The 19,338-nt window shown below is 39.0% G+C and carries 26 protein-coding genes and 1 pseudogene; 21 read left to right on the top strand and 6 right to left on the bottom strand.

All coding sequences use genetic code 11. From position 1 onward, the window contains the following. Positions 1-214 precede the first annotated feature (214 nt). Both JOD45_RS12625 and JOD45_RS12620 read left to right on the top strand, forming a co-directional pair. Positions 215-1,498 (top strand): MFS transporter, encoded by a 1,284-nt coding sequence (locus tag JOD45_RS12625; RefSeq protein WP_205004258.1) that lies wholly within the window; start codon positions 215-217, stop codon positions 1,496-1,498. Between the two features lie 123 nt (positions 1,499-1,621). After that, positions 1,622-3,649 carry a penicillin-binding transpeptidase domain-containing protein gene (locus JOD45_RS12620; protein WP_205004257.1) on the top strand — a complete coding sequence of 676 codons (2,028 nt, stop codon included), beginning with the start codon at positions 1,622-1,624 and terminating at the stop codon, positions 3,647-3,649. Positions 3,650-3,732: 83 nt separating this feature from the next. Here JOD45_RS12620 and JOD45_RS12615 read toward each other — a convergent pair whose 3' ends face one another. Further along, positions 3,733-4,173: an endolytic transglycosylase MltG gene (locus JOD45_RS12615; protein ID WP_205004256.1), complete on the bottom strand. Its 441-nt coding sequence runs from the start codon at positions 4,171-4,173 to the stop codon at positions 3,733-3,735. 12 nt (positions 4,174-4,185) lie between these two features. Continuing rightward, entirely contained in the window at positions 4,186-4,383 is a 198-nt protein-coding gene (locus tag JOD45_RS12610) for a hypothetical protein (protein WP_205004255.1), read from the bottom strand. Between the two features lie 255 nt (positions 4,384-4,638). Between JOD45_RS12610 and rpmG the strand changes: the two genes are divergently transcribed. Next, positions 4,639-4,788: a 50S ribosomal protein L33 gene (gene rpmG / locus JOD45_RS12605; RefSeq protein ID WP_205004254.1), complete on the top strand. Its 150-nt coding sequence runs from the start codon at positions 4,639-4,641 to the stop codon at positions 4,786-4,788. 143 nt (positions 4,789-4,931) lie between these two features. Here rpmG and JOD45_RS16615 read toward each other — a convergent pair. Continuing rightward, positions 4,932-5,009, bottom strand: a pseudogene (locus JOD45_RS16615) (YjcZ family sporulation protein); the annotation flags it as partial. Positions 5,010-5,255: 246 nt separating this feature from the next. On the opposite strand from JOD45_RS16615, the gene JOD45_RS12595 reads away from it, so the two are divergent. Genes JOD45_RS12595 through mobA form a run of 3 tightly spaced genes read left to right on the top strand, consistent with a single transcriptional unit; the run spans position 5,256 to position 7,212 of the window. Continuing rightward, positions 5,256-5,822, top strand: a complete 567-nt coding sequence (locus JOD45_RS12595; RefSeq protein WP_205004252.1) for a 5-formyltetrahydrofolate cyclo-ligase — start codon at positions 5,256-5,258, stop codon at positions 5,820-5,822. Then, positions 5,813-6,592: a DUF92 domain-containing protein gene (locus tag JOD45_RS12590; protein ID WP_205004251.1), complete on the top strand. Its 780-nt coding sequence runs from the start codon at positions 5,813-5,815 to the stop codon at positions 6,590-6,592. Before JOD45_RS12595 ends, JOD45_RS12590 begins: the two co-directional genes overlap by 10 nt. Then, positions 6,589-7,212: a molybdenum cofactor guanylyltransferase gene (mobA, locus tag JOD45_RS12585; RefSeq protein ID WP_205004250.1), complete on the top strand. Its 624-nt coding sequence runs from the start codon at positions 6,589-6,591 to the stop codon at positions 7,210-7,212. The genes JOD45_RS12590 and mobA overlap by 4 nt, the downstream gene beginning before the upstream one ends. Before the next feature lie 239 nt (positions 7,213-7,451). On the opposite strand, the gene JOD45_RS12580 is transcribed toward mobA, so the two are convergent. Then, complete coding sequence (locus JOD45_RS12580; protein ID WP_205004249.1) at positions 7,452-8,330, bottom strand: hypothetical protein; 879 nt, start codon at positions 8,328-8,330, stop codon at positions 7,452-7,454. Between the two features lie 190 nt (positions 8,331-8,520). Here JOD45_RS12580 and JOD45_RS12575 point away from each other — a divergent pair, with 190 nt between their 5' ends. From JOD45_RS12575 to JOD45_RS12565, 3 genes are all read left to right on the top strand, one after another. Beyond that, the gene (locus JOD45_RS12575) at positions 8,521-8,667 is read left to right on the top strand and encodes a hypothetical protein (RefSeq protein WP_205004248.1); all 147 of its coding nucleotides are present in this window, start codon (positions 8,521-8,523) and stop codon (positions 8,665-8,667) included. 140 nt (positions 8,668-8,807) lie between these two features. After that, entirely contained in the window at positions 8,808-9,773 is a 966-nt protein-coding gene (locus JOD45_RS12570; protein ID WP_205004247.1) for an ROK family glucokinase, read from the top strand. Between the two features lie 117 nt (positions 9,774-9,890). Continuing rightward, on the top strand, positions 9,891-11,081 hold the full coding sequence (locus tag JOD45_RS12565; protein WP_205004246.1) for a M14 family metallopeptidase: 1,191 nt from the start codon (positions 9,891-9,893) through the stop codon (positions 11,079-11,081). A 61-nt stretch (positions 11,082-11,142) separates the two neighbouring features. Here the strand turns inward: JOD45_RS12565 and JOD45_RS12560 are convergent, their stop codons facing one another. Further along, positions 11,143-11,328 (bottom strand): DUF2759 family protein, encoded by a 186-nt coding sequence (locus tag JOD45_RS12560; RefSeq protein ID WP_205004245.1) that lies wholly within the window; start codon positions 11,326-11,328, stop codon positions 11,143-11,145. 152 nt (positions 11,329-11,480) lie between these two features. Between JOD45_RS12560 and JOD45_RS12555 the strand changes: the two genes are divergently transcribed. Beyond that, entirely contained in the window at positions 11,481-12,107 is a 627-nt protein-coding gene (locus JOD45_RS12555) for an MBL fold metallo-hydrolase (RefSeq protein ID WP_205004244.1), read from the top strand. 117 nt (positions 12,108-12,224) lie between these two features. Continuing rightward, entirely contained in the window at positions 12,225-12,944 is a 720-nt protein-coding gene (locus JOD45_RS12550; RefSeq protein ID WP_205004243.1) for a methyltransferase domain-containing protein, read from the top strand. Between the two features lie 68 nt (positions 12,945-13,012). Here the strand turns inward: JOD45_RS12550 and JOD45_RS12545 are convergent, their stop codons facing one another. Next, on the bottom strand, positions 13,013-13,252 hold the full coding sequence (locus JOD45_RS12545) for a DUF2626 domain-containing protein (protein ID WP_205004242.1): 240 nt from the start codon (positions 13,250-13,252) through the stop codon (positions 13,013-13,015). Between the two features lie 207 nt (positions 13,253-13,459). On the opposite strand from JOD45_RS12545, the gene comGA reads away from it, so the two are divergent. The 10 genes from comGA (at position 13,460) to moaA (ending at position 19,279) form a co-directional block, all read left to right on the top strand. Next, the gene (gene comGA / locus JOD45_RS12540; RefSeq protein WP_205004241.1) at positions 13,460-14,530 is read left to right on the top strand and encodes a competence type IV pilus ATPase ComGA; all 1,071 of its coding nucleotides are present in this window, start codon (positions 13,460-13,462) and stop codon (positions 14,528-14,530) included. Beyond that, complete coding sequence (gene comGB / locus JOD45_RS12535; protein WP_205004240.1) at positions 14,517-15,548, top strand: competence type IV pilus assembly protein ComGB; 1,032 nt, start codon at positions 14,517-14,519, stop codon at positions 15,546-15,548. The genes comGA and comGB overlap by 14 nt, the downstream gene beginning before the upstream one ends. A 19-nt stretch (positions 15,549-15,567) precedes the next feature. Beyond that, positions 15,568-15,888 carry a competence type IV pilus major pilin ComGC gene (gene comGC / locus JOD45_RS12530; RefSeq protein WP_380898697.1) on the top strand — a complete coding sequence of 107 codons (321 nt, stop codon included), beginning with the start codon at positions 15,568-15,570 and terminating at the stop codon, positions 15,886-15,888. Next, the gene (comGD, locus tag JOD45_RS12525; RefSeq protein ID WP_205004238.1) at positions 15,885-16,313 is read left to right on the top strand and encodes a competence type IV pilus minor pilin ComGD; all 429 of its coding nucleotides are present in this window, start codon (positions 15,885-15,887) and stop codon (positions 16,311-16,313) included. The genes comGC and comGD overlap by 4 nt, the downstream gene beginning before the upstream one ends. After that, positions 16,300-16,629, top strand: coding sequence for a hypothetical protein (locus JOD45_RS12520; RefSeq protein WP_205004237.1), 330 nt, complete (start codon positions 16,300-16,302; stop codon positions 16,627-16,629). The genes comGD and JOD45_RS12520 overlap by 14 nt, the downstream gene beginning before the upstream one ends. Next, the gene (comGF, locus tag JOD45_RS12515) at positions 16,626-17,057 is read left to right on the top strand and encodes a competence type IV pilus minor pilin ComGF (protein WP_205004236.1); all 432 of its coding nucleotides are present in this window, start codon (positions 16,626-16,628) and stop codon (positions 17,055-17,057) included. The genes JOD45_RS12520 and comGF overlap by 4 nt, the downstream gene beginning before the upstream one ends. Continuing rightward, positions 17,054-17,425: a competence type IV pilus minor pilin ComGG gene (comGG, locus tag JOD45_RS12510; protein ID WP_205004235.1), complete on the top strand. Its 372-nt coding sequence runs from the start codon at positions 17,054-17,056 to the stop codon at positions 17,423-17,425. Before comGF ends, comGG begins: the two co-directional genes overlap by 4 nt. Continuing rightward, entirely contained in the window at positions 17,422-17,952 is a 531-nt protein-coding gene (locus tag JOD45_RS12505) for a shikimate kinase (RefSeq protein WP_239549262.1), read from the top strand. Before comGG ends, JOD45_RS12505 begins: the two co-directional genes overlap by 4 nt. A gap of 8 nt (positions 17,953-17,960) precedes the next feature. Then, on the top strand, positions 17,961-18,167 hold the full coding sequence (locus tag JOD45_RS12500; RefSeq protein WP_205004233.1) for a YqzE family protein: 207 nt from the start codon (positions 17,961-17,963) through the stop codon (positions 18,165-18,167). An 89-nt stretch (positions 18,168-18,256) separates the two neighbouring features. Further along, entirely contained in the window at positions 18,257-19,279 is a 1,023-nt protein-coding gene (gene moaA / locus JOD45_RS12495) for a GTP 3',8-cyclase MoaA (RefSeq protein ID WP_380898689.1), read from the top strand. The last annotated feature ends 59 nt before the right edge of the window (positions 19,280-19,338 follow it).

Genomic DNA, 19,338 nt, shown 5'->3' with positions numbered 1-19,338 from the left:
AGTAAAATTGGCTGGTTTAAGCCCAGTACAATACCGAGCTCAAACCAGCCAAACAGCTACATAATTAAAACTCTAACTTTTGGGGGTCACCACCAATGCGGGCTTTTTTTATTTGCGGAATGAAAGCTCGCCGGCTGGCGGGCTTTTGTCTTTCGAATAACGGGGAGGCAATTACACACACTAACATTGTCCAAAAGTAAGGGAGGTTAGGAAGATGAGCGTTTTAAGCAAAATAACCGGGAAAGAAAAGATTCCAAAAGATCTCTTACTTTTATTGCTCATTGGCGGTCTGTACTATTTGAGTATTGCTCTTTCTAATACTTTCGTGAATGTATACATTTGGAAGCAATCGAAAAGTTTGATTGATATTGGCTTATATAATTTAATGATCGTCATATTTCAGCCTTTGACTTTTATTATTGCCGGCCGATGGGCAAAAAAAATTGACCGTGTCATTGTCATGAGGCTTGGTGTCATTTCGTTGGCGGTTTTTTTTATCACGGTATTGCTTTTGGGGAATCATGCCAAACAGTTTTTGCTTTTATTAGGCGCCTTAATCGGCATTGGATTCGGGTTTTATTGGCTGGCATTTAATGTTTTGATATTTGAAATTACAGAGCCAAAGACGAGGGATTTTTTTAATGGATTTTTAGGTCTGCTATCATCATTGGCTGGTATGGCTGGGCCTTTAACAGCCGGTTGGATTATTTCTTCCATGGTTGACGAAATAGGTTATAAAGTCATTTTTGCAATCTCTTTATTTTTGTTTACCTGTGCTGTTGCGGTAAGTTTTTTTATAAAAAGAAGACATGCCAAAGGCGAGTTTCAAATTAAACGCATTTTAAAAGAGCGGCAAAATAACGATAATTGGAAGTACATCCTTAATGCACACTTTTTTCAAGGTTGCAGAGAAGGTACTTTTTCTTTTATTATTGTGATTTGGGTATTTATTACAACTAAAAGCGAAATGTCATTAGGTGCCTACAGCTTTGTTGAATCCGGCGTCATGCTGATCAGCTACTATTTGGTTTCAAGGCTGATTAAACCAGATAAGAGGATTCAAGCGATTTTGTGCAGCGGACTAGTTCTTTATGCGGCTATTTTTTTGCTTATTTTTCATTTGAATTATAAAAATTTAATGATCTATGCCGTTTTAATTGCCTTAGCTTATCCTGCCCTTGTTGTCCCGTACGGATCGTTGACATTTGATGTTATTGGCAAAGGGTGGCGTTCAGCATCTATGAGAATAGAGTATGTCGTTGTTCGGGAAATTTTTTATAACAGCGGACGAATCACCTCAATTCTATTGTTTTTGGCGGCTGTATTATTATTTAAAGATGAACAAGGATTACGCTGCTTATTGTTAATCATTGGGTTGGGCCATCCAATGGTTTACTTTTGGATACGTCACATAAATTTAACAAATGACAGTTCAAAACAACTAACGGCTGATTCGCCAAAGAAAATTCGCGATGGAGAAAGCGGTTCGACTGTATAAAGCTTTGACAAGTCATTTTAAACTAAAGTAAAATAGGAACAGCGAAATATAAGACATCAAACGACAAGGTGTCTTATTTTTGGGAGAGTACAACAATCGTTAACACGTGATGGAGTGAATTGGATGGGGAAAGATAAAAAGAGAGGCAGAAGCAATCTTCCTTTTCGTTTGAATATGCTGTTTCTTTCGGTGTTTTTGGCCTTTTCAATTTTAATCTTACGACTTGGCGTTGTCCAAATTGTTAAGGGCGAAGATTATAAGCACGAACTCGAAAAAACACAGCATGTTAAGGCGAAGCTGGATTCGCCGAGGGGGAAAATTGTTGATACAAACGGCAAGGTTCTAGCCGGAAATAAAGCGGAGATGGCTGTTGTATATATTAGGCATCCGGGCACTTCCAGCGAAGATAATTTGAAAATTGCCCGTAAGCTTTCCAAGTATATAACAATGGACACAAAGAAAGTTACTGAACGTGATATGAAAGATTACTGGATTCTTACCCATAAGAATGCCTATGATGAAAAGCTCACGAAAAGTGAACAGAACAAATATAAAGAAGATCCGCAGAAAGAATATAATGCGCTTTTAGATAAAATTACTAAAAAAGACCTGTCGTCGATCACCAAAGAGGAAATGCAGGTTATTGCGATTAAACATGAACTCGATCAATCGACTACTTTAAATCCGCATACGATTAAAAAAGGACTAAGTGAAAAGGAATTAGCGCTTATAGGCGAGCATTTAAATGAATTCGACGGCATGATTGAAACCTCTGTGGATTCAACAAGAGATTATCCGAACGGAAATCGTTTTTACCTTGGAAAAGTAAGTGATATTCCTCAAGAAAAACTTGATCAATACTTGGCTGAGGGTTATAACCGCAACTCAAAAGTAGGGGTCAGCAATTTAGAAGAACAATATGAAAACGCCTTGCGCGGTATACCGACGATCCTCGACTTTACGACAAAAAATAATCACCCAATCGATACCCCTAAGAAAACTGAAGGACGTCGGGGTGATGACATTCAACTGACGATCAACAGTGATCTCGAAGACAAATTAGGCAAGCAGATGGAAAAACATATTATGCAGGCTTATTCACAGTATGCAGGTACAGACAGTGCGTATGCTGTTGTGACAAATCCGAAAACGGGTGCGCTGCTTGCGCTGGTAGGCCGAACATATAATCCGAAAACAGGAAAATTCGATGATACATCTTATAAAACAGCACTAAGTTCGTTCCAGGTTGGATCAGCTGTTAAAGGTGCAACTGTTTCGGCTGGTTACCAATATAATGCTTTGCCTGGTACGATCATGGATATGCCGATTCATTTTAAAGGCGGAGGCACCTTTAAATCATTTAAGCCTAACATCGGCTATGTTGACGCCGCAACAGCTTTGGAACATTCTTCTAACATCTATATGGGTACAATAGCAGGTAAAATGGCCGGCTTCCAGTTCTCTAATAACGGCAACGGCTACAACGTACGCGTTTTCTATAATGACCGTTATAAGAAAGCCTTTGAAGAATTGAGACAGGTATACAGCCAATTTGGATTAGGTGTAAATACCGGTGTTGATTTGCCATATGAAAGCATCGGCTATACGGGCGGTATTCCGGAAGAGCCAGGTAAGATTATGCAGTTTGCCATCGGACAATTTGATACTTATACACCGCTGCAGCTGGCTCAATATATTTCAACGATTGCTAATGGCGGAAACCGGGTTGCGCCGCATTTTCTTGAATCAATTCATGCACCTGGAAAAGACCCTGATCAGCTGGGGCCGGAAATTTATAATTATGATCCAAAAGTATTAAATCACATTAATAATACTCAGGAGCAATTAGATACGATACACGAAGGTCTTCATTTGGTTACCCATTCCCCGCAAGGGACTGGCGCAAAATTAGGATCTGATCCGCACGATATTTCAGCCAAAACAGGTACAGCGCAAATTGACGTAGAAAAAGACCCGAATCTTTATAATAAGACGGCTGTAGCTTATGCACCGTCCAAAAATCCGGAAGTTGCTGTCGCAGTTGTGGTTCCAAATATTAAGACGGCAGAAATTAACTTAGACATCGCAAAAGATGCTATTGATGATTATTTCGACCTTCAAAAAAAAGGAAGCAAAAATCAATCATCTTAAATAACAAATCGCCCGCTTATCACTAAGCGGGCGTTTGTTTATTTCATGTTTTCCAGTCATCAAATACAGCTGTTTCTTAACATTTACGTGGTTATTTTATTGACGATTTCTGCTAAAGACATATTGTTGCCGAGATCATAATGGCCGGGTTGTATCTTTTCTTCTAGATTGTGCTCTTTGAGATATTTAAGAAAGTCTTTTTTATTTTTTATGATTTTAAATTCCTGTAGATTGCCGGCAATATCCTCAGTTGACATGCCTGATGTTATGTATAGTCTCGTCCGGTAAATCACTTTATTGTTCTTGTGAGGTTTAGATTTCTGCAAATGATGATATTCTTTCTGGTCAACAGCAACTAAATGATGATCAAGTAAAAATTTATGAACATTTTTCGATGTTAATGTTTCGCTTGAGTTTGTTTTTCCGCCGTTTGCCGGTTGGAAAATCTGATAGTAAAAGAAGGCTATAATGCCGCAAGCGACAAGCATCCCTGCAGCAAAGCCCCGCATGCCTCTTTTTGTCATAAATAATCACCTTTATCTTTCGCGATCTTCGATTAATAGTTCTTTTTCTAAAATCCGAACTTTTTTCTTTACTTGATTAAGTTCTTGTATCATTCCAACAGAGGTATTTTCAATTTGGTCTTCTAATTGCTTAAAGCTGTCTTCCTTGAAAAAAGAAACAATTAGAATGACGAGACCAATGACGACAAGAACTAATATTAAATAACCCATACTACGCCTCCTAATATTTCGGTCTACTCATTACTTATATCATAAGTTAGCCGTATGAAAAAGGGGGAACGGTCGAAAACTGGAGATATTTCTCAAAAAATGCCGGCCGCATCCTCTGTCAGTTAATATAACCGATTGCCTCATGGTTTCAGAAGTTTTGCCTATGGCTTATTTTCAGCTTGAAGGAAATCTTTTTATTTGATAAAATCATATAGTGCTTATTGCAATGACAATCATAGTATTGGAGGGATACACATGCGCGTACAAGTAACACTTGAATGTACTGAAACTCGCGATCGTAACTACATTACGACAAAAAATAAACGTAAAAATCCTGAACGCATCGAATTAATGAAATATTGTCCGCGTTGCAAAAAACATACGCTTCATCGCGAAACAAAATAATTAAAATATTAACGCCGAATGTATGTGGACTCGGCGTTTATTTTTGTCAATCATTAAAAGGCGCCCTGTTGAAGGGCGCCTTTTAATGATTGATATATTGTATGCCATGGGAACATTCTAAGAAATGCCAGGCATCTTCTAAATTAATAAACGTAAGCTGCACCAACAATAATTAACAAGATAAAGAGAACGACGATTAATGCAAATCCGCCGCCGTAGCCGTAGCCAGCGTAGCTATAGCCGCATCCGCATCTGCCGTAGCCGCCAAAGAAGCCCATTATCTCACCCCCTGTAGGAAGCATATGATACTCTATGTATTAAATCTTTTATTTGATAGGGCAATGCGCTTATTTTCCAAAGAATAGACCGCATTCTAGTATTAAAGCGGAAACCATTAATTTGACAATGGCGCATGGTAAAGATTAATTTTGAATAGAGGAGTCAATCAGAAGATAAGGGGATGTGTGATGAACGAGAAGACGAGATTGCGAAAAGAAACATTAACAGCTTTAAAACAACTATCAGATCAAGACTTTAAAAATGACTGCCTTGCCATTAAAAACAATCTTATTAAGCAAGATGAATGGCGGCATGCTAAGGTCATTGGCTTGACTATATCAAGAGACAGGGAAATTCAAACTCGGCCAATAATAGAGGCGGCGTGGCAAGAAGGAAAAATAGTTGTTGTCCCGAAATGCTTGCCAAGGTCTAAGCAAATGGTATTTAGACAAATCACTTCATATGACCAATTAGAAACGGTTTATTACGGATTGCTGGAGCCTATTGAGGACAAAACAGCTGCTGTAAGGAAAGAAAAACTAAATCTAGTTGTCGTTCCCGGCTTAGTTTTTGATCAAGCAGGGTACAGGATAGGGTTTGGCGGCGGCTATTATGACCGGTTTTTAGAGGGTTATAATGGGAATACAATATCCCTCGCGCTCGATGTTCAAATTAAAGAAAACATCCCGAAAGAGCCGCATGACATGCCTGTCCAAAAAATTGTGACGCCGACTTATGTGATGTCATGTTCATGATTAGTTTATATTTTATTGTCTTAGCAGCTGCAGGATGGATGTCATATAAGAAAGATCTATTGACATTGGCAGGTGCAGCAGGGATGACGGTGATTGGAATCACGATTATCCTGGCATTTGGTTTGCCGGGACTCGCGATCATTTTTGTTTTCTTTATTTCATCGAGTCTGATCGGAAGTGCTCTAAAAACGAGTCATAAATTCGAAAAACCGAAAAGAACGATTTGGCAAGTGGCCGCTAATGGCGGGATTCCATTTATAGCTGCTGTACTGTTTCTGCTTCATCCCTCACAAGTCTGGTATGGTGTTTTTATAGGGGGGATTGTTGAAGCCGCTTCAGATACATGGGCTTCAGAGATCGGCAAGACAAGTCGTGAGAGGCCGTTTCATTTTAGATTAAAACGAAGGGTGACCGGGGGGTTATCAGGTGCTGTAACGATCAGAGGAACAACAGCCTCTGTCATTGGTTCATTTGCCATTGCTCTGATATCGGCTGTTTGGTTATCAAGTATAGGAATGAACCATTTTTTGTTTTATATTATTTTATTTACAGCCGCAGGCTATTTAGGCAATTTATTAGACACATTTCTTGGCGCATGGCTGCAAGCGCAATATTATTGCCGCAAGTGCTCTTCTTATACGGATCAGCCGGTTCATTGCAATATGAAAACAGAATGGCAGCATGGATACTATTGGATGACAAACGGTTTTGTTAATTTCCTTTCCTCCCTTTTTGGAGGTTTGCTGGGGGCTTTGGTGATGCTGTTATGAGAGCGTATCATATTGCAGGCGTTCTTTTGTGCGGAGGTGCTTCTCGGCGTTTCGGCCAGCCCAAAGCTTTCTATCCATATAAAAATAAACCGATGTTTATGTATACGTACGAAAGTTTACAAGCTGAAACAGAGAAAACAATGGTTATCACCCGTTCTGAATTCATCAGCCGATTTCAAAGTCTTAATATAGGTGAAGTCTTTGAAGACAGGCCTGCATTTTCCGGCAAAGGACCTCTTGCCGGACTATATACAGCGATGCAAGAGATTCCGGCTTCATGGTACATGATTTTACCTTGTGATATGCCCGGTATAACACCGGCCTTCGTCAGGTATCTGAAAGATCAGGTTCTTAGAGAACAGCAAAATCAATGTTTGATACCTTCGGTTAAAGGATATAAACAGCCGGCAGCAGCGGTTTATCATAGAAGCTGCCTGCCGCATATTGAGCTTTTATTAAAGCAGGAACAATTGAAAATGACTGCCTTATTTGAACGGGTGAATACGTGTCTTGTTTATCCGGAGCAAGCAGGGTTTCCATCGAAAATGTTCTGCAACATTAATACGAAAGCCGATCTCTCCGAAATGGCGCATCTTTATGATAGTGATAAAAAGGTATAAAATAGCCCTCTTTCATTCATATTAAACTTAAGGAGGGTGACGCAGTTGAGAATGCCTATAGTCAGATTAATATTAATTATGCTGTTAAGCTGCTTTGTTTATCATAGACGCCATAGAATTTTTCGTCTAATTGTTGCCATGGCCGGATTTGGCTATGTTATTCTATCCCAGTCAGACCGTATAAAAGAAAATTTATGGAATCTGTTTTTTAAAAGTCGCAGCACGGAAACTGAAATCAGTTAGGCTTTTATTTTCTGTTTGAATAAAGCTAATTTTCCGCTTGCGGTCTTAGTAATAATTAAAAAATGAGTGCTGTTTTTATCATATAAAATGAATGGCACAGAACTGCCGATTGGATTTTCAGTTTGGTTTTCCTTAAGCTTGATGCCTAAAATATAGTTTTTATATAATCCTTCCCATAGTTGACTAACAGCCCTATGGGATGTTTTTTTGTCTAATCCCGGCAACGTATTCTGGTTATAAATATGAAGATATGTTAATGGAAAAATATAATACGATGCCAGATGAATATGAAACTGTTTAGAAGCTTCTTCCAGTATTTCTTGTTGATCCTGCTTAACCGCACTGTCTAAAACGTGATACCAGCCCAATTCCTCAGGTGTGACGGGTACTTTAAAAAATGATATTGGCTGGTTTTTCGGCGCCATCACATATCTTTGATCATAGGACATGATATCTTTTCCTGTATAAACGTTTTGATTTGTATGTTTCTCGGCATGATGAATCGTTATCGCTTCGAAATGTCCGCTGTCATGAAAACTGAGCGTTTTTTCTTGATGAATAGTTTGGGCATTTTTGCGCCATTTCGACAGAATAGAAGCCAAGCGGCCATTTTTAAACAACAGCGAGACATCCTCGCGCAAATAAACTTTTTGATTGGTTTTTGACCCCGTTTGCCACAAAATCTTAAATGGTTTTGATTGGTTTTGGGGCTCGATTGTTAGTGTTGTTTTGTTATAAATATAACTTAATTCACTATCTTCCGGAAAATAAGTGATGCTTTCTTCCAAGTCAGAATGTCTTGTAAAATAGTATAGTAAGAAAGCAACTAGAAATGACAATGCAACAATAAAGAAAAAAGATCTGTATTTTTTCATAAAATGCCCCCTATAAAGACAAACTGCCTCCTTGTCCCATTCTATGCATGGACGGTTGTCAGTTATGATTGGCAAAGTGTATGAAACGAAAAGAATGTGTCAATGCTGTTTTTGGTAAAGAGGGGATAAGGCATCGATTAAGACCATCCAGCTGACCGCATGACTCAAGGTCTAAGGTGCTTTTATAAATATGCCGGTTCATCATAAATATGAAGAAACAACTGCATATGCTGAGATAAATGCTGAAGCAAATCTTAAGATAGTGATTTGGAAGTATGGAAGATGTGATTTTCAGGACTTCGATGCTCCGCAAAAAATCGCCGTCCTGTCTCATTAAAAACAAAGGATCCTGATATTTAAAGGAAATGCTCAGTTATATGACTGGACATTTCCTTTATATTTTAGGAAAATAGAAAAGGTGTACGTTTAAAATAGTTTTGTTAAGTATCAAGAAAGACATAAGGGCAGGGTTTGATAATGAGTAGTAATAAATGGTATATAGGTATTGACCTAGGCGGAACATCCGTTAAAATGGCGTTTATTGATGATGAAGCACAAATCATTGATAAATGGAACATAAAAACTGATACAACAAACAATGGAGAAAATATAGTCAAAGATATTAGCGAAAGCATAAAAACAAAAATTGAAGAACATCAAAAAGATAAAGACCATATTAAAGGCATCGGCATGGGATCCCCTGGCTTTTTAGAAATAGATGAGGGGTTTGTCTACCATTCGGTAAACATCGGATGGAAAAACTATCCGCTTAAAGATGAATTAGAAAAGGCAGTCGGACTGCCGGTTATCGTAGATAATGATGCTAACATAGCTGCGATCGGCGAAATGTGGAAAGGAGCCGGCGAGGGCGCCAAAGATGTGCTTTGTGTGACATTGGGAACCGGCGTCGGCGGCGGTGTTATCACTGATGGCGAAATTGTTCACGGTGTCAATGGCATGGCCGGGGAAATCGGCCATACGACGGCGGTATTAAAAGGCGGTGTGCTCTGCAATTGCGGCAAGACCGGCTGTCTGGAAACCGTTTCATCTGCCACTGCTATCCGGAGAATGGCCATTGAAGGATTTAAGGATCACCCTGAAAGCCGCTTGAAGAAAAAGTATGATAAAGAAGGCGATATCAGTTCTAAAGATGTTCTCGATTTCGCCAAAGAACAAGACCATTTGGCGATGGCCGTAGTGAAAAAAGCTTCTTTCCATCTAGGGTTTGCCTTAGCAAACTTTGCTACGGTAATGAACCCTGCAAAAATAGTGATTGGCGGGGGCGTTTCCAAAGCAGGGGATACGCTGCTGGATCCTGTTAAACATTATTTTAGAATGTATGCTCTCCCTAGAGTTAATGAAGGTGTGGAAATAGTCGCCGCTCAATTAGGCAATGATGCAGGTATAATTGGAGCGGCATGGTTAGCTAAGACAAAGCTGTAAAGCCTCCGGGATAAAAACAATAAGTCCCTCTCCGCGTTATATCCTTGTTTCATTTCTCATATTTTTATCAAGACCATTCATAGGATAGATATAGGAAAAGACGAGGAGGGGGAAATAATGAACGTTAATGTTCGAGAGGGCGATACCCTGTGGTACTACAGCCAATTGTTTGATGTCCCGCTGCAATTGGTCATAGATAGCAACCCAAAGATTAATCCCGAAAACTTGACACCTGGACAGACTGTTGCCATCCCGGGTTATATCAGACATAAGCATACATTGGAGAAAGGGGAAAGCTTTTGGTCAATTGCTACAAAAAGGCGTTTGCCTCTTGACGGCCTGTTATTATTAAATAAAGACATAGACCCAGAAAACCTTCACGTTGGCGAAACGATCCATTTACCTTTAAGGGTTGAAAAATCAATTGTCAAAGGCAGAAGGAAATACGATTATGAAACATTGGTCCGGGATTTGAAGCGTTTGGAGGCCGTTTATCCATTTATAAAGAAGGAAATCATCGGCCAGTCGGTTGAGGGGAAGCCATTGTATGAAATCCGTTTGGGAAATGGCCAAAAGCGTGTTCATTACAACGGATCATTTCATGCAAACGAATGGATCACGACACCGGTCATTATGACTTTTTTAAATGATTATCTCGTTTCCTTAACTAACCGCCGGACGATTCGCGGATTAAGCGTAGCGCCGTTTTATGATAATGTCACGTTGTCTATTGTGCCAATGGTGAATCCAGATGGTGTTGATTTAGTATTGAACGGACCGGCTCCGGAAAGCGAATATCGGGAAAATGTATTTGAATTAAATAAAGGGCAAAATGATTTTAACGGGTGGAAGGCAAACATTCGCGGTGTTGACTTGAATGATCAATTTCCTGCCGACTGGGAAGTTGAACAGCAAAGAAGAGAGCAGGCCCCGTCGCCGAGGGACTATCCTGGTACAAAGCCGCTGTCTGAACCAGAGGCAAAGGCTTTGTCAGAATTGACAAGAAAACGTCAATTTGATCGTGTATTGGCCTTTCATACGCAAGGTGAAGTCATTTATTGGGGATATAAAGAACATGAACCTCCAGAAACAGAGAAAATTGTTAAAGAATTTGCCAGAGTCAGCGGTTATGAACCAGTCAGATACGTAGACAGTACGGCAGGCTACAAAGATTGGTTTGAGCAAGAATGGCAGCGCCCGGGTTTTACTGTCGAATTGGGCAAGGGCAAAAATCCTCTCTCTTTGAAACAGTTTGATGAAATCTACCAAAGAAGTTTAGGGATTTTTTTGGCGGGTTTATATATGTAGGAAGATCTTTAAATTGAAAGAGCAGGGGCTCAGATGATAGGCTCCCTGCTCTCGTTATTTATCAGCTTCCGACTTGAACCCCGCCGCCATTAAGAACATCAATAATGGTCATAATAGAAAACCAGCCGAATACAGCGAGTGTGATAACAGCATATCCCGCTCCAAAGAAATTTCTGCTTTTAAACGCCCTGATGGCACCGATCAAACAAAGAATAGCAATAAGCAAAAAAATAATGCCGACGGCCACGAAATATCACCTCCCAAACAATTCTAAAAATTCACCTAATTATATTTCATATTTTACCTTTTTATGATTCGTTTGTCGAGGTTATTTAAATTGTTTATACTTTAGTCAAGCACAAAAAAATAAAATAGCTCTATAAAAAGGGAGGCAGAAGAATGAAGTGGACACAAATACCTTTAGGCGCTATTCAAACCAATTGTTATATCCTTGAAAATGAAAGTAAAGATGCCTTGATTATAGATCCGGGCGATGAATACGAAAAGATTGTCAGCTTTATTGAAGAAAATAGCCTAAAACCATTGGCGGTTCTTTTAACACACGCCCATTTTGATCACATTGGCGCAGTTGATCAAGTACGGTCCAAATGGAAAATTCCTGCGTATTTACACATTAATGAATCTGATTGGTTACAAGATCCGGAAAAGAATGGCTCCGCTCATTTCCCGATTGTGGAGAATTACCATTGTAAGCCGTCTGAGGAAATAATTGGTTCTGAACAAGAGATGTCCATCGGCTCTTTTCGTTTCAAGGTATTAGAAACACCAGGACATTCTCCTGGGAGCGTATCCTTTTATTTTAAAGATAAGGGAGTTATTTTCTCCGGTGATGCACTATTCTATGGAAGCATCGGCCGCACGGACTTATATGGAGGCGATCAAGAAGTTTTATTAGAAAGCATTCACCAAAAGCTTTTGCTGTTGCCAGAAGAAACGATCGTAGCCCCGGGCCATGGTTTTGAAACAACCATTAAAAATGAAAAAGATACTAACCCTTTTTTATAACATTTGAGTTCGAACTTCATCATAAGTGATTGTATTTGTTTTAGAATGCTGTGTATGAACCCCTTTGCCTCACTCTACATAAAATATGTTGATTAATAGGGTAAAGGGGAGGCAATTGTGAATAATCGTAGATACATTGATTTTTTGGCAAAAATGGGCATTAGCAGTGCTCATCCTGGAGGAAAACCGCTGACCGAGGCGCTTTTTTATCATGTACAGCTTGGAGAAAATGAAAAAATTTTAGATGTTGGCTGCGGTACAGGCGAGACTTCGTTTTATATCGCGAATAAGTATCGCTGTGATGTGACAGGAATAGATTTGCACCCGGAAATGGTTAGAAAGGCTCAGGAAAGATCAAAAAATTCATCCGTTCCTTTTCAAATCATCCAAGGCAATGTAGAGAAAATGCCGTTTAAAGAACAAAGTTTTGACAAGATCTTATCTGAATCAGTCACTGTCTTCACGAACATTCCTGTAACGTTAAAAGAATATTGCCGCATATTAAAAACGGGCGGCCAAGCATTAGCGATAGAGATGACAGTTGAGAAACCGCTGGAAGAGAAAGACGCTCAAGAGATACAAAATCTTTATGGCGCCACAAAGTTGTTAACTGTAAATGAATGGATAAATGAATTTAATCAGGCGGGTTTTTCGCAAGTTGATGTTATCCGCGGCGAAAAAATAATCGCCGGACCTCAAAGTATTAGTGATGTGTCAACCTTTAACTTCTCAAATCATCTTGATCTTGAAGCATTTGAGGTATGGTGGGACCACATTCAATTAATGGATAAATATCGGGGAGTATTAGGTTATCGCATCTATAAAGCGATAAAATAAAGACGCTGGGACACTTCACCTTCCCGGCGTCTTTTCATTTATGAATAATTATTTTTTCTCTTCAGCGATTAGCCTTTGCCGGGCATCATCATAAAGGCGGACCAATATGTAAAACCGACAAAAAATAATGTTAAATATGCACCAAAGATATAAATATATACACGTTCAGATAAGTTCAAAAAGCTGACAGCAAAGAAGAAGACTGTTTGCGCATAGAATAGCAGAGCCATTGGCCAGAGGTCGCCAACCATAGCCATTACCCCTATAGCCGCAGTGAAAAAACCAAGCACTCGATACATGTTCGGCATTTCTGTCCCTCCTTTAGAGAACTAATTTTCTTAATATTATTATAAGTTTAAAAAAGTATATTGTAAATGTTTTTAAGCAAAAAGTAAACCGTTTTAAAGAGGCGGTGCCGATGGTTTGATTTTTTTATTATTTTTTTTAAAAAAAAGAAGGATTTTGTCTGTTAAAGGCGAATAATTAGCGTAACCAAATAGAAAGAAGGTGCCAAATTGGATGGAGTAGAAGAAAAGGGGCGGCAAATACTTTGCGAAGCCTGCAGCATAGAAGCCTCAGATATCCACTTTATTCCCCGCCAGAACGACACGCTTATTGAACTCCGCATTCACAGTCATCTTTATGAACTTGAGATCCTCCCGAAAGCATTCAGCGAAAGAATCATTTCACACTTTAAGTTTTTATCAGGCATGGATATTGGTGAAAGAAGAAGGCCGCAAAACGGTGCGATGACCTTAACGATAAATAATCAGAAAGTTAACCTAAGGCTGTCAACGCTGCCTGCCGCGTATGATGAGAGTTTGGTTATCCGCTTATTGCCGCAAAACCGCCAACTTAAGGTGGCCGATTTGTCTATTTTTTCTGAGTCAACATCACAATTATTGTCTCTTCTCAACTATGACAATGGCTTAATATTATTGTCGGGTCCAACAGGTTCAGGCAAAACAACCACGCTTTACACACTTCTTTCCGCCGCACAAAAAAGTTACAACTCCCGGATTATAACATTAGAAGACCCCGTTGAAAAAAAGCATGAATCATTCGTTCAAATGGAAGTAAATGAAAAAGCGAATTTTAACTATGCCGACGGCTTTAAGGCTATATTGCGGCATGATCCAGACATGATTATGGTAGGAGAGATCAGAGATCTTGAAACCGCTAAAATCGCTGTACGAGCGAGTCTGACCGGGCATTTAGTATTTTCAACAGTCCATGCATCGGATACAATGGGAACCATTCAACGCCTTATAGAATTAGGTATTCCCCGTTTTGATTTAAAGGAAACTTTAGTTGCCGTTATTTCCCAAAGACTCGTTATGATTCATTGTCCCATGTGCGGGGCGGTTTGCAAGCCGGACTGTCTGAACCGCGGTCACCCTAAAAGAACAGGGATTTTCGAGATTTTGGCCGGAATGTCTTTACATGACATTCTCACTAATGAAAAGAGAAAAACACGCGTGTCCTTTAAAACATTAGATGATTTTATAAGGCAAGGCATATCTGCAGGCTACATTCCGAAACAGATGCCATTAAAACAGCAAGGTGATCATTATGTTTACCCATAAATGGAGCAAAAAGGACCGTGCCCATTTTTTAATAAATACCGGAAAATGCCTCAGTCAAGGATATCCCCTGCATTTAGCCATTAAACTGCAAGGCTATCATCAGAAAAAAACAGTGATGAGGCTTATAGACAAAATGCTTGGTTTATTGCAGAAAGGCTGCCCCCTTCATCTTGCATTGAATGATTTATCTTTCCCAAATGATGTTTGCAGTTTCATTTATTATGCTGAAAAAAGCGGTCAATTGGCCAATGGTCTTTGTGAAAGCGGCGAAATGCTTAGCAAGCGGGAAGAACATAAAGAAACGATGCAAAAATTGCTCCGCTATCCATTATTTTTGTTATGGATGTTTATGATGATGATGTTTTTGATCTCGCAGTATTTATTTCCGAGTTTTCAAAGGCTGTATCAGTCAATGGACATCGAATTGCCGTTGTTCAGTAAACTTCTATTGTTAGTCAGCGATCATTTGCTGATAATCGGAGGCTTTATTCTGATGTCCGCCTGTTCTGCTGTTGCTTTGATCTTGTTCCTCTATCATCGGCTATCCCCTGACAAGAAAATTTTTATTCTGCTTCATATACCAATCTTACGCATCTATACCCGCCTCTATCTAACCCATTATTTTTCCTTTCATTTTGGCAGTTTGCTTAAAACAGGAATGTCTATTAACGAAGCATTAAAAACGCTCGCGGAACAGCAACTGATGACTTTTTTCCAACATGAAGCCATTAAAATGCAATCTGATTTAAAGAGGGGAGAACGCTTAGAACAAGCCATCCAGTCCCGGCCCTTTTATGTTAAGGAATTCTCTCACGTTATTTACAACGGGCAATTGAACGGCATGCTTGGCGCGGCTCTCTTTGACTACAGCGGCCTAATATTAAGAAAAATGGAGGAACAAACAAAAACATGGCTGGCCGTGATACAGCCAATGACGCTTGTGTTTATCGGCTTGCTCGTCTCGCTGCTTTTTTTGTCTATTATGTTACCGGTATTCAACGTTATGAACGGATTATAAAATGAGGAGGATGTTTCAGGTGAAATGGATAAAACATAGCCAGGATGGTTTTACTCTGATAGAAATGATGATTGTACTGATGATTATTTCAATTTTATTGTTAATTGCTGTGCCAAGCATGTTAAAAAGCAATAAAATTGTAGAATCAAAAAGCTGCCAGGCAACGATAAAGTTAGTCAATGGACAAGTTGCAGCTTATAATATGGATCATGATGCCAAACTAGCGAACCTTGAAAACTTAAAAACAGAAGGATATGTAGACAGCATTAGTTGTCCCGATGGAAGCAAGCTTGTGTTAGACAGTGATGGTAAAGTGGTCAAATCCGGAAAGAAATCATGAATCAAGAAGGCTTTGCTTTAATCGAAACTTTGATTGTCGCATCAATTGCTTTCATCATTATTCCTATATCTTTTATTAAGTTCTCATCTGTCCATCAAACACAATCGCTTGATTATTTTGTAAATCAATTGAAGGAAGCATTGCATCAAGCGCAAATAACGGCAATGGCAAAAGGAAAAACTGTAAATGTGCTGATTGATGATCAAAATCATCTCGTCAAGATTCAAGAAGGCGGAAATGACATTAAAAGTTTTCATTTTGATAAGGATATTGAAGTTGAAAAAGGGACTCAAGGGAAAAAAATAACCTTTTTAAAAAACGGACACATTCAAAAGACAGGTACGATATTTCTAAAGTTGGGAAAAAAGAAGTACAGACTAGTATTTTTACTGGGACAAGGAAGGTATTACTTTGAAAAACAATAGCGGTATTTTTTTAATGGAAGCCATGTATGCGCTGTTAATGATTGTTGTCGCAGTGCTGACTCTTTTTCCAATGGCTTCCCGTGTCTATACAGAGAAGATGAGTATCAGTGAAACGCATTGGGCGATTAATATCTTAAATGACCAACTATTAAACTGGCAATTAAATGATACAGTGCCTCCCAAACAAATCAATGATCATGGAAAGATATTTTTGCTGACTTCGCATTTAATAGAAAAGAACCATTTAAGCGTCTGTGTCCAATGGAAAGGGAGCAATGAACGTATGTTGAAACAATGTGCCGAGGCAAAAAGATGAAAAATCAAAATGGTTTTACCCTTTTATCGATGATGTTGGCAGTTAGTGCGTTAGGAGCAGCTGCTTTTATGTTAACATTAATCATGACAAGTGTTGAAAAAGGATCTAACCCGCTTAAAGCGAATAGCAAAGAAGTGTATACTTTTTTTCATCAGGTTACATCAGAAATTCATCAATCCTCATCGCTGGACTGTAAACACAATAAGCTTTATTTGGATAAAGACAGCGACCGGGTGTCATATCAGCAGTCGCGTCAAAGGGTTTTTCGCCAGGTAGAGGGAAAAGGCTATGATATTGTTCTTCAGCAAGTTTCCAATATAAAGTTTTTCTGTAAAAAAGACAGGGTAACCATAATAGTTAAGGATCTCAACGGGAAAGAAAATCATTGGGCCGCTTCTCTGGTTATTCATACGAGGAAAAAGCCATGAAACAGCAAGGGTTTATTTTGCCATTAGCTGTAATCGTCGTGTCCATTTTTACCTTTTTCCTTCTTCATGTTATCCTCATCTCCGAAATAGACCGCGATTTTCTTAGAGAGAGAATCAGCTTATTTGAATTTGGAGAATTAGGTCAATTAGCCAGAACCGATATAACGGCAAAAATAACAGAAAAGAATGTTCCCAAAAAAGGGAGCATGCATTATGCCGCCGGAGATGTCAAATACCGGACGAGAAAAATAAATGATGATGTTGTAGAGGTTGCTATGACATTAGAAAAAAGGGCGATAAAGAAAAAGCAAACGTTTCATTTTGATATAAAGCAAGGTCACATTGTGAAATGGGAGGAAGGACAATGACAGGTGAAACAATCTACTTAACCGGTTTTATGGGAGCTGGCAAAACAACAATCGGCAAGAAGCTTGGCGAAGAACTATCGATGACTGTGGTTGATACCGATAAGATGATTGAGGAAATATGCCAGAAAAAAATTTCAGATATCTTTAAGGAAGACGGCGAAGTGCGCTTTCGGGAATATGAAAGCCGGATTCTTAAAAGCTTATCGCTGAAACATGCGATTGTAACAACTGGCGGCGGTATCATTAATAGTCAAGAAAATCGGCGTTTTATGAAGGAAAATGGCATCGTGATTTATTTGCATTGCGATCCTAAGGTCATTTTAAGGCGGCTGCGTGATGACACGACACGTCCGCTCCTTGAAAAAAATAAAGATAAGACAGTGGTGAATATGCTTGATGCGCGTCTGCCCTATTATTTAGAAGCGGATTATACAGTTAATACAACGATGAAGAGTGTCGATACGATCATTACAGAAATGACTCATTTTTTGAATAGATATTCGTTTTGTTGGGCACAACATAAATAGGTGATTCTATGAAATCAAATGATTATGTGAAATTTTTGACTGAACAATTCGTTCAGTATATGGAACAGCCGAGAACAGTAAGAAAAAATATAAGGCAAGAAAAGCGCCAATATCGAAAGCCTCTTAAGAATGAATTGTTTGGTCTGATTCCAAATGCTTGCTCCCATTATTATCATTCAGCCAAAAACAAAATATTAAAAAAACGAAACAAATAAAAACGGGCGAATTTTCGCCCGTTTTTATTTGTTTGTTTCATATTCATGTTGGGTCCGGCATGTTATGATACCAGTAAAGGGGGATGAAAATGGCACGGATGCAATCATTGTTAAAGGATAAGCTTCATAGACCGCTTCGGGATTTGCGTATCTCTGTGACCGATCGATGCAATTTTAGATGCACTTATTGTATGCCAAAGGACGTTTTTGATAAAAACTATCCTTTTCTGAATAAAAGCCAGCTATTAACTGATGATGAGATCATCAGATTGTCAAAATTATTTGTTAAATCCGGTGTAAAAAAAATTCGCATTACTGGCGGTGAGCCGTTATTAAGAAGAAACTTAGACAAAATAATTTCCCAATTATCCAGGATAGAGGAAGTTGAAGATATCGCCTTAACGACAAACGGCGTATTGCTTCCTAAAAAGGCAAAGCAGCTGAAAAATGCCGGGTTAAAAAGGGTGACCGTCAGCCTTGATTCATTAAGTGATAAACGGTTTGGAAAAATTAACGGACAAGGCATTCCTGTATCTTCTGTATTGACGGGTATTGCTTCGGCTGAAGAAGCCGGTTTAGAAGTGAAAATTAATATGATGGTACAAAAGGATGTGAACGATGATGAAATAATAAATATGATCAGACACTTTGAAGGTTCGGGGCACATTTTGCGTTTTATTGAATTTATGGATGTTGGAAATTCGAATCAATGGTCATTAAAAAAAGTATTGACCAAAAAAGAAATTTTAGAGAAGATCAAACAATTTTATACAGTTGAGCCTTTAGATCAAAATTATTTCGGAGAAGTCGCCTCAAGGTTTCGTATAAAAGAAACGGGTGAAGAAATTGGCATTATTTCTTCAATTTCTGATGCTTTTTGTTCAAGTTGTACAAGAGCGCGGTTATCCGCGGATGGTTCGGTTTATACATGTTTATTTTCTTCGTACGGTACCAGCTTAAGAAATCCCTTGCGCAACGGCGAGTCTGATGACATGTTATTGGAGCGGATTGAAGAATTATGGCAGCACCGATCGGATCAATATTCTAAAGAGCGGCGACATATACAAGACGATAAGAAAAGAAAAATCGAAATGTCTTATATCGGCGGCTAAAAGAAATATTGGCTTTCATAAAAATGAGCCGGTACCGGTGCCGTCACTTGAACCAATGG

Origin of the sequence: Scopulibacillus daqui (genome assembly GCF_016908855.1) — a bacterium.
Lineage (GTDB): Bacteria > Bacillota > Bacilli > Bacillales > Sporolactobacillaceae > Scopulibacillus_A > Scopulibacillus_A daqui.
Note: the sequence above shows the minus strand (reverse complement) of the source record. Positions and strands in the feature narration are given on the sequence as shown.

What these genes read in the sequence shown, in the direction of transcription:
- JOD45_RS12625 (WP_205004258.1), top strand. Translation starts at nt 215, where the DNA reads ATGAGCGTTTTAAGCAAAATAACCGGGAAAGAAAAGATTCCAAAAGAT.
- JOD45_RS12505 (WP_239549262.1), top strand. Translation starts at nt 17,422, where the DNA reads ATGACAGGTGAAACAATCTACTTAACCGGTTTTATGGGAGCTGGCAAA.
- JOD45_RS12500 (WP_205004233.1), top strand. Translation starts at nt 17,961, where the DNA reads ATGAAATCAAATGATTATGTGAAATTTTTGACTGAACAATTCGTTCAG.
- moaA (WP_380898689.1), top strand. Translation starts at nt 18,257, where the DNA reads ATGGCACGGATGCAATCATTGTTAAAGGATAAGCTTCATAGACCGCTT.
- JOD45_RS12595 (WP_205004252.1), top strand. Translation starts at nt 5,256, where the DNA reads ATGAACGAGAAGACGAGATTGCGAAAAGAAACATTAACAGCTTTAAAA.
- comGF (WP_205004236.1), top strand. Translation starts at nt 16,626, where the DNA reads ATGAAAAATCAAAATGGTTTTACCCTTTTATCGATGATGTTGGCAGTT.
- comGD (WP_205004238.1), top strand. Translation starts at nt 15,885, where the DNA reads ATGAATCAAGAAGGCTTTGCTTTAATCGAAACTTTGATTGTCGCATCA.
- JOD45_RS12570 (WP_205004247.1), top strand. Translation starts at nt 8,808, where the DNA reads ATGAGTAGTAATAAATGGTATATAGGTATTGACCTAGGCGGAACATCC.
- JOD45_RS12590 (WP_205004251.1), top strand. Translation starts at nt 5,813, where the DNA reads ATGTTCATGATTAGTTTATATTTTATTGTCTTAGCAGCTGCAGGATGG.
- JOD45_RS12555 (WP_205004244.1), top strand. Translation starts at nt 11,481, where the DNA reads ATGAAGTGGACACAAATACCTTTAGGCGCTATTCAAACCAATTGTTAT.
- JOD45_RS12545 (WP_205004242.1), bottom strand. Translation starts at nt 13,252, where the DNA reads ATGCCGAACATGTATCGAGTGCTTGGTTTTTTCACTGCGGCTATAGGG.
- JOD45_RS12615 (WP_205004256.1), bottom strand. Translation starts at nt 4,173, where the DNA reads ATGACAAAAAGAGGCATGCGGGGCTTTGCTGCAGGGATGCTTGTCGCT.
- JOD45_RS12580 (WP_205004249.1), bottom strand. Translation starts at nt 8,330, where the DNA reads ATGAAAAAATACAGATCTTTTTTCTTTATTGTTGCATTGTCATTTCTA.
- rpmG (WP_205004254.1), top strand. Translation starts at nt 4,639, where the DNA reads ATGCGCGTACAAGTAACACTTGAATGTACTGAAACTCGCGATCGTAAC.
- JOD45_RS12610 (WP_205004255.1), bottom strand. Translation starts at nt 4,383, where the DNA reads ATGGGTTATTTAATATTAGTTCTTGTCGTCATTGGTCTCGTCATTCTA.
- comGB (WP_205004240.1), top strand. Translation starts at nt 14,517, where the DNA reads ATGTTTACCCATAAATGGAGCAAAAAGGACCGTGCCCATTTTTTAATA.
- comGG (WP_205004235.1), top strand. Translation starts at nt 17,054, where the DNA reads ATGAAACAGCAAGGGTTTATTTTGCCATTAGCTGTAATCGTCGTGTCC.
- JOD45_RS12565 (WP_205004246.1), top strand. Translation starts at nt 9,891, where the DNA reads ATGAACGTTAATGTTCGAGAGGGCGATACCCTGTGGTACTACAGCCAA.
- mobA (WP_205004250.1), top strand. Translation starts at nt 6,589, where the DNA reads ATGAGAGCGTATCATATTGCAGGCGTTCTTTTGTGCGGAGGTGCTTCT.
- JOD45_RS12620 (WP_205004257.1), top strand. Translation starts at nt 1,622, where the DNA reads ATGGGGAAAGATAAAAAGAGAGGCAGAAGCAATCTTCCTTTTCGTTTG.
- JOD45_RS12575 (WP_205004248.1), top strand. Translation starts at nt 8,521, where the DNA reads ATGCCGGTTCATCATAAATATGAAGAAACAACTGCATATGCTGAGATA.